This window comes from Streptococcus sp. 339, from assembly GCF_013277285.1.
Lineage (GTDB): Bacteria > Bacillota > Bacilli > Lactobacillales > Streptococcaceae > Streptococcus > Streptococcus pseudopneumoniae.
On the sequence record NZ_VMMR01000011.1, the window covers coordinates 35,301 to 43,830 of the forward strand.

Here is an 8,530-nt window from a genome sequence, read left to right on the forward strand (position 1 = left end):
GGAATAGAATGCCAATTACATCATTAGAAATAAAGGACAAGACCTTTGGAACTCGATTCAGAGGCTTTGATCCAGAAGAAGTCGATGAATTTTTAGATATTGTGGTTCGTGATTACGAAGATCTTGTTCGTGCGAATCATGATAAAGATTTGCGTATTAAGAGTTTAGAAGAGCGTTTGTCTTACTTTGACGAAATGAAAGATTCATTGAGCCAGTCTGTATTGATTGCCCAAGACACAGCTGAGCGAGTGAAACAAGCAGCACATGAACGTTCAAACAATATCATTCATCAAGCAGAGCAGGATGCGCAACGCTTGTTGGAAGAAGCTAAATATAAGGCAAACGAGATTCTTCGTCAAGCAACAGACAATGCTAAGAAAGTTGCTGTTGAAACCGAAGAGTTGAAGAACAAGAGCCGTGTCTTCCACCAACGTCTCAAATCTACAATTGAGAGTCAGTTGGCTATTGTTGAATCTTCAGACTGGGAAGATATTCTTCGCCCAACAGCTACTTATCTTCAAACCAGTGATGAAGCCTTTAAAGAAGTGGTTAGCGAGGTACTTGGAGAACCGATTCCAGCTCCAATTGAGGAAGAACCAATTGATATGACACGTCAGTTCTCTCAAGCAGAAATGGCAGAGTTACAGGCTCGTATTGAAGCAGCCAATAAAGAATTGGCTGAATTTGAAGCTCAGACTAAACAGGAAGTGGAAGCTCCAACTCCTGTAGTGGGTCCTCAAATGGAAGAAGAACCTGCTCATCCAGTTGGTCCAATGTATGAAGAGCCAGAAGTAGCTCCAGTACATCCTTCGGCTCCAACACCAGCTACAGAAACATTTGATTCAGCACCAGGATTTGAAGCACCGCAAGAATCCGTTACAATTTTATAAGAAATATTCTGAGAACAATATCTTATCCTTATATTTCCAGCGAGCAGGAGATGGTGTGAGTCCTGTAATCCCTATTGATAAGATTATCCTCTCAAAAACTCAAGTCTGAAGTTAGTAGGATTTGACGTTCCCCACGTTACGGGATAAGAGGGAGAAAGACTAAATCTTTTTCCGAATAAAGGTGGTACCACGATTTTCGTCCTTTTTGGCAGTCGTGGTTTTTAATTTGTGATTATTTATAAAGGAGATACCATGAAACTCAAAGATACCCTTAATCTTGGGAAAACAGCTTTCCCAATGCGTGCAGGCCTTCCTACCAAAGAGCCAGTTTGGCAAAAGGAATGGGAAGATGCAAAACTTTACCAACGTCGTCAAGAATTGAACCAAGGAAAACCTCATTTCACCTTGCATGATGGCCCTCCATACGCGAACGGAAATATCCACGTTGGACACGCTATGAACAAGATTTCAAAAGATATCATTGTTCGCTCAAAATCTATGTCAGGTTTTTACGCACCATTTATCCCAGGTTGGGATACTCATGGTCTGCCAATCGAGCAAGTTTTGGCAAAACAAGGTGTCAAACGTAAAGAAATGGACTTGGTTGAGTACTTGAAACTTTGCCGTGAATACGCTCTTTCTCAAGTAGATAAACAACGTGAAGACTTTAAACGTTTGGGTGTTTCTGGTGACTGGGAAAATCCATATGTGACTTTGACTCCTGATTATGAAGCAGCTCAAATCCGTGTATTTGGTGAGATGGCTAATAAAGGCTATATCTACCGTGGTGCAAAACCAGTTTACTGGTCATGGTCATCTGAGTCAGCCCTTGCCGAAGCGGAAATTGAATACCATGATTTGGTTTCAACTTCCCTTTACTATGCCAATAAGGTAAAAGATGGCAAAGGTGTTCTAGATACAGAGACTTATATCGTAGTCTGGACAACAACTCCATTTACTATCACAGCTTCTCGTGGTTTGACTGTTGGTGCAGATATTGATTACGTTTTGGTTCAACCTGCTGGTGAAACTCGTAAGTTTGTCGTTGCTGCAGAATTATTGACTAGCTTGTCTGAAAAATTTGGCTGGGTTGATGTTCAAGTCTTGGCAACTTACCGTGGTCAAGAACTCAACCACATCGTAACAGAACACCCATGGGATACAGATGTAGATGAATTGGTGATCCTTGGTGACCACGTTACCACTGACTCTGGTACAGGTATTGTCCATACAGCCCCTGGTTTTGGTGAGGACGACTACAATGTTGGTATTGCTAATGATCTTGAAGTCGCAGTGACTGTTGACGAACGCGGTATCATGATGAAGAATGCTGGTCCTGAGTTTGAAGGTCAATTCTATGACAAGGTGGTTCCAACAGTTATTGAAAAACTCGGCAGCCTCCTTCTTGCCCAAGAAGAAATCTCTCACTCATACCCATTTGACTGGCGTACTAAGAAACCAATCATCTGGCGCGCAGTACCACAATGGTTTGCCTCAGTTTCTAAATTCCGCCAAGAAATCTTGGACGAAATTGAAAAAGTGAAATTCCACTCAGAATGGGGTAAAGTCCGTCTTTACAATATGATTCGTGACCGTGGCGACTGGGTTATCTCTCGTCAACGTGCTTGGGGTGTTCCACTTCCTATCTTCTACGCAGAAGACGGCACAGCGATCATGACTGCTGAAACGATTGAACATGTGGCTCAACTCTTTGAGGAACATGGTTCAAGTATTTGGTGGGAACGTGATGCTAAGGACCTCTTGCCAGAAGGATTTACTCATCCAGGTTCACCAAATGGCGAGTTCAAAAAAGAAACAGATATCATGGACGTTTGGTTTGACTCAGGTTCATCATGGAATGGAGTTGTGGTAAACCGTCCTGAGTTGACTTACCCAGCAGACCTTTACCTAGAAGGTTCTGACCAATACCGTGGTTGGTTCAACTCATCACTCATCACATCTGTTGCCAACCATGGCGTAGCACCTTACAAGCAAATCTTGTCACAAGGTTTTGCCCTTGACGGTAAAGGTGAGAAGATGTCTAAATCTCTTGGAAATACCATTGCTCCAAGTGATGTTGAAAAACAATTTGGTGCTGAAATCTTGCGTCTCTGGGTAACAAGTGTGGATTCAAGCAACGACGTGCGTATCTCTATGGATATCTTGAGCCAAGTCTCTGAAACTTACCGTAAGATTCGTAACACCCTTCGTTTCTTGATTGCCAATACATCTGACTTTAACCCAGCTCAAGACGCAGTAGCATACGAAGAGCTTCGCTCAGTTGATAAGTACATGATGATTCGCTTTAACCAGCTTGTCAAGACCATTCGTGATGCCTATGCGGACTTTGAATTCTTGACAATCTATAAGGCCTTGGTGAACTTTATCAACGTTGACTTGTCAGCATTCTACCTTGATTTTGCCAAAGATGTTGTTTACATCGAAGGTGCCAAATCACTGGAACGCCGTCAAATGCAGACTGTCTTCTATGACATTCTTGTCAAAATCACCAAACTCTTGACACCAATCCTTCCTCACACAGCGGAAGAAATCTGGTCATATCTTGAGTTTGAAGCTGAAGACTTCGTTCAATTGTCAGAATTGCCAGAAGCGGAAACTTTTGCTAACCAAGAAGAAATCTTGGATACATGGGCAGCCTTTATGGACTTCCGTGGACAAGCTCAAAAAGCCTTGGAAGAAGCGCGTAATGCAAAAGTTATCGGGAAATCACTTGAAGCTCACTTGATTGTTTATCCAAACGAAGTAGTGAAAACTTTACTCGAAGCAGTAAACAGCAATGTAGCTCAACTTTTAATCGTGTCTGAATTGACCATCGCAGAGGGACCAGCTCCAGAAACTGCTGTTAGCTTCGAAGATGTAGCCTTCACAGTTGAACGCGCTGCAGGCCAAGTATGTGACCGTTGCCGTCGTATCGACCCAACGACAGCAGAACGCAGCTACCAGGCAGTCATCTGTGACCACTGTGCAAGCATCGTAGAAGAAAACTTCGCGGACGCAGTCGCAGAAGGATTTGAAGAGAAGTAAGGTTGTTGTATGATACTAAGAAGGAAAAGGATTGCCAAACAGTCCTTTCCTTTTTGGTTTTGACTAGCTTTTTTGTGAAAAATTGTGTAGAATAGAATAGATAAACGAGGGGAAACCTCGGAAAATTTGAAGGAGAATCCATCTAATGGTAAAATTGGTTTTTGCTCGCCACGGTGAGTCTGAATGGAACAAAGCTAACCTTTTCACTGGTTGGGCTGATGTTGATTTGTCTGAAAAAGGTACACAACAAGCGATTGACGCTGGTAAATTGATCAAAGAAGCTGGTATCGAATTTGACCAAGCTTACACTTCAGTATTGAAACGTGCTATCAAAACAACGAACTTGGCTCTTGAAGCTTCTGACCAATTGTGGGTTCCAGTTGAAAAATCATGGCGCCTGAACGAACGTCACTACGGTGGTTTGACTGGTAAAAACAAAGCTGAAGCTGCTGAGCAATTTGGTGATGAGCAAGTTCACATCTGGCGTCGTTCATACGATGTATTGCCTCCAAATATGGACCGTGATGATGAGCACTCAGCTCACACAGACCGTCGTTATGCTTCACTTGACGACTCAGTAATCCCAGATGCTGAAAACTTGAAAGTGACTTTGGAACGTGCTCTTCCATTCTGGGAAGATAAAATCGCTCCAGCTCTTAAAGATGGTAAAAACGTATTCGTAGGAGCTCACGGTAACTCAATCCGTGCCCTTGTAAAACACATCAAAGGTTTGTCAGATGACGAGATCATGGACGTGGAAATCCCTAACTTCCCACCATTGGTATTCGAATTCGACGAAAAATTGAACGTTGTTTCTGAATACTACCTTGGAAAATAAAAAATGTAAGTCTAGAATTGATTTCTAGGCTTTTTGTTTTTGTTCCCAGTTTCCAATGGCTTGAAAAAGCGATATAATGATAGTAGGAAGTAATTTGTTTAAGAGAGGGTGGCACTGATGGCTTATATTGAGATGAAACACTGTTACAAGCGTTATCAGGTTGGGGACACGGAGATTGTGGCCAATCGCGATGTGAATTTTGAAATTGAAAAGGGTGAATTGGTTATTATTCTAGGTGCATCTGGTGCAGGCAAGTCAACGGTTCTTAACCTTCTTGGGGGAATGGATACCAATGATGAGGGGGAAATCTGGATTGATGGTGCCAATATTGCCGACTACAATTCCCACCAGAGAACTAATTACCGTAGAAATGATGTCGGTTTTGTTTTTCAGTTTTATAATCTAGTGTCCAATCTGACAGCTAAGGAAAATGTGGAATTGGCCTCAGAAATTGTGACAGATGCCTTGGATCCTGAACAGGTCTTGACAGATGTAGGTCTGGCTCATCGTCTCAATAACTTTCCAGCCCAGCTTTCTGGAGGGGAGCAACAGCGAGTCTCCATTGCACGCGCGGTAGCCAAAAATCCTAAAATTCTCCTTTGTGACGAACCAACAGGCGCCTTGGATTATCAGACGGGCAAGCAAGTCTTGAAGATTCTCCAAGACATGTCTCGTCAAAAGGGGGCGACGGTGATTATCGTGACTCACAATGGAGCTTTGGCGCCCATTGCTGATCGCGTGATTCATATGCACGATGCCAGTGTCAAGGATGTGGTGCTCAACCAGCATCCTCAGGATATCGACAGTTTGGAGTACTAGCATGATTAATCGAAAAACCTATTGGAAGGACTTAATTCAGTCCTTTACAGGCTCCAAGGGGCGTTTTTTATCCATCTTGACCTTGATGATGTTGGGGTCTCTAGCCCTAGTAGGTCTCAAAGTGACTAGCCCCAACATGGAGGCGACAGCTAATACTTATTTAACAACTGCTCAAACCTTGGATTTGGCAGTTATGTCTAATTATGGTTTGGATCAAACAGATCAAGAAGAACTAGAACAGATAGAGGGCGCAGAGGTCGAGTTTGGCTATTTGACAGATGTGGCTATGGATAATGGGCAGGATGCCATTCGGCTGTATTCCAAACCAGAGCGAATTTCAACCTTTCAGCTAAGAGAAGGACGACTTCCTCAGTCAGACAAGGAAATCGCTTTGGCCAGTCATCTGCAGAGTCAATATAGTGTGGGCCAGGAGATTAGTTTTAAAGAAAAAGAAGAGGGTCATTCCTCTTTAAAAGACCATACTTATACCATTACTGGTTTTGTGGATTCAGCTGAAATCCTCTCCCAGCGAGATATGGGCTACGCAGGAAGTGGAAGTGGGACTCTGACAGCCTATGGGGTGATTTTACCTAGTCAGTTTGATCAGAAAGTCTACAATATAGCTCGTTTGAAATATCAAGATTTAGCAGGTTTAAATGCCTTTTCAGCAGCTTATGAAGAAAAATCCAAACAGCATCAGGAAGATCTAGAACAAGCTTTGTCAGATAATGGCAAGGCACGTCTGCAACTCTTGAAAAAAGAAGGCCAAGAGTCTCTAGACAAAGGTCAAGAGACCCTTGACAAGGTTGAGACTAATTTGCAAGAAGGCAAGCGTCGTTTAGCAACTGCTCAAGCTCGTATACAGGCTCAGGAAAGTCAACTAGCCTTGCTCCCTCAAGCCCATAGAGAGCAGGCCAGTGCTCAACTTACCCAAGCCAAGCAGGAATTGAGCAAGGAAGAGGACAAACTAAAGCAGGCTGAACAAAATCTAGCCAAAGAAAAGGAAAAATTAGAAAAACATCAGAAAGTCTTGGATGATTTGGCTGAGCCCAAGTATCAGGTCTATAATCGTCAGACCATGCCTGGCGGTCAGGGCTACCTCATGTACAGCAATGCTACAGCCAGTATTCGGGCAGTGGGCAATATCTTTCCTGTGGTGCTTTATGCCGTAGCAGCTATGGTGACCTTTACAACCATGACTCGTTTTGTGGATGAAGAGCGAACTCATGCAGGGATTTTTAAGGCCTTGGGCTATCGTAGCAAGGATATTATCGCCAAGTTTCTCCTCTACGGTCTAGTAGCTGGGACTGTCGGAACAGCTCTAGGTAGTATACTTGGACATTATTTACTAGCCAGTGTGATTTCAAGTGTCATTACAAAAGGAATGGTAGTGGGAGAAACCCAGATTCAGTTCTATTGGACCTATAGCTTACTGGCTCTTGGTTTGAGTTGGTTAGCTAGTGTTCTACCAGCCTATCTGGTGGCTCGGAAGGAACTGCACGATGAAGCAGCCCAGCTTTTACTGCCTAAACCACCTGTTAAGGGAGCTAAAATCTTACTGGAGCGCATCGGTTTTATCTGGCGTCGTCTCAGTTTTACCCATAAGGTAACAGCTCGCAATATTTTTCGTTATAAGCAACGGATGTTGATGACAATCTTTGGTGTGGCAGGTTCAGTCGCTCTGCTTTTTGCAGGTTTGGGAATCCAATCCTCTGTAGCAGGAGTTCCGTCTAGACAGTTTCAACAAATCCAACAGTATCAGATGATTGTCTCTGAAAATCCTAGTGCGACCAATCAGGACAAGGCAAATCTAGAAGAAGTGTTGAGAGGGCAGAACGTTCAAGCCTATCAGAAAATCTATTCTAAAACGCTAGACAAGGATTTCAAAGGTAAGGCTGGTCTTCAGACCATTACCCTTATGATGACAGAGAAGGAAGATTTGACACCCTTTATCCATCTACAAAATCATCAGCAGGAGCTGTCATTAAAAGATGGCGTCGTTATTACAGCTAAACTCGCCCAGCTGGCAGGTGTTAAGGTTGGACAGACTTTAGAAATTGAAGGTAAGGAGCTAAAGATCGCCGCTATTACTGAGAACTACGTTGGTCACTTTATTTATATGAGTCAGGCTAGCTATGAGCAAATTTACGGACAGCTACCCCAAGCCAACACTTATTTAGTCTCGTTAAGAGATACCAGTGCTACTAGTATCGAAAGACAGGCCGGCTTACTTATGAATCAGGCTGCGGTGTCTAGTGTCGTCCAAAATGCTTCAGCCATTCGACTCTTTGACTCTGTCGCTAGCTCACTCAATCAGACCATGACCATCTTGGTCATCGTATCGGTTCTATTGGCTATTGTTATCCTCTACAATCTGACCAATATCAATGTTGCTGAGAGAATCAGGGAACTCTCTACTATCAAGGTTCTCGGTTTTCATAATAATGAAGTTACCTTTTATATTTATCGTGAGACGATTGTGCTGTCTCTTGTGGGAATCGTACTTGGTCTGCTCTCAGGTTTTTATTTACACCAATTTTTGATTCAAATGATTTCGCCTGCGACTATTCTCTTTTATCCACAGGTAGGCTGGGAGGTCTATGTAATCCCAGTGGCAGCAGTAAGCATCATTTTGACCCTACTTGGTTTCTTTGTCAATCATCATCTGAGAAAGGTTGATATGCTTGAAGCCTTGAAATCTGTAGAGTAAGCTAGTTGTTTTGTAACCGCCCAATAACGAAGTATATTGAAAAATCTCCAGACTAGAGAACTCACGGATAGTTCCTAATCTGGAGATTTCTTATTTGCACTTTTCTTGTACAACTTTATTCCATGGTAAATAAGCCTCTAAAACCTCTTTGTTTACGAGAGTTTCCTCGTTTGGAAGACATTCTAGAAGATAGGATAGATATTTTTCACTATTTAGTTGATGACGTTT

5 protein-coding genes and 1 pseudogene are annotated in these 8,530 nt (G+C 42.8%); 5 read left to right on the top strand and 1 reads right to left on the bottom strand.

The genetic code is table 11. The features are described 5' to 3' along the window. Positions 1-8 precede the first annotated feature (8 nt). From HT736_RS01920 to HT736_RS01940, 5 genes are all read left to right on the top strand, one after another. Positions 9-890: a DivIVA domain-containing protein gene (locus HT736_RS01920; RefSeq protein WP_001123177.1), complete on the top strand. Its 882-nt coding sequence runs from the start codon at positions 9-11 to the stop codon at positions 888-890. A 252-nt stretch (positions 891-1,142) separates the two neighbouring features. Beyond that, complete coding sequence (gene ileS, locus HT736_RS01925) at positions 1,143-3,935, top strand: isoleucine--tRNA ligase (protein ID WP_172930690.1); 2,793 nt, start codon at positions 1,143-1,145, stop codon at positions 3,933-3,935. A 145-nt stretch (positions 3,936-4,080) separates the two neighbouring features. After that, positions 4,081-4,773: a phosphoglycerate mutase gene (locus tag HT736_RS01930; RefSeq protein WP_000240129.1), complete on the top strand. Its 693-nt coding sequence runs from the start codon at positions 4,081-4,083 to the stop codon at positions 4,771-4,773. 117 nt (positions 4,774-4,890) lie between these two features. Continuing rightward, positions 4,891-5,592: an ABC transporter ATP-binding protein gene (locus HT736_RS01935; protein ID WP_023933206.1), complete on the top strand. Its 702-nt coding sequence runs from the start codon at positions 4,891-4,893 to the stop codon at positions 5,590-5,592. A 1-nt stretch (position 5,593) separates the two neighbouring features. Then, a complete protein-coding gene (locus HT736_RS01940) occupies positions 5,594-8,302 on the top strand; it encodes an FtsX-like permease family protein (protein WP_172930691.1) in 2,709 nt (902 codons plus the stop codon). A gap of 90 nt (positions 8,303-8,392) precedes the next feature. Here the strand turns inward: HT736_RS01940 and HT736_RS12030 are convergent. Continuing rightward, a pseudogene (locus tag HT736_RS12030) lies at positions 8,393-8,530 on the bottom strand (IS66 family transposase); the annotation flags it as partial.

Coding starts and splice junctions, on each gene's coding strand:
- HT736_RS01940 (WP_172930691.1), top strand. CDS start 5,594: ATGATTAATCGAAAAACCTATTGGAAGGACTTAATTCAGTCCTTTACA.
- HT736_RS01930 (WP_000240129.1), top strand. CDS start 4,081: ATGGTAAAATTGGTTTTTGCTCGCCACGGTGAGTCTGAATGGAACAAA.
- HT736_RS01920 (WP_001123177.1), top strand. CDS start 9: ATGCCAATTACATCATTAGAAATAAAGGACAAGACCTTTGGAACTCGA.
- ileS (WP_172930690.1), top strand. CDS start 1,143: ATGAAACTCAAAGATACCCTTAATCTTGGGAAAACAGCTTTCCCAATG.
- HT736_RS01935 (WP_023933206.1), top strand. CDS start 4,891: ATGGCTTATATTGAGATGAAACACTGTTACAAGCGTTATCAGGTTGGG.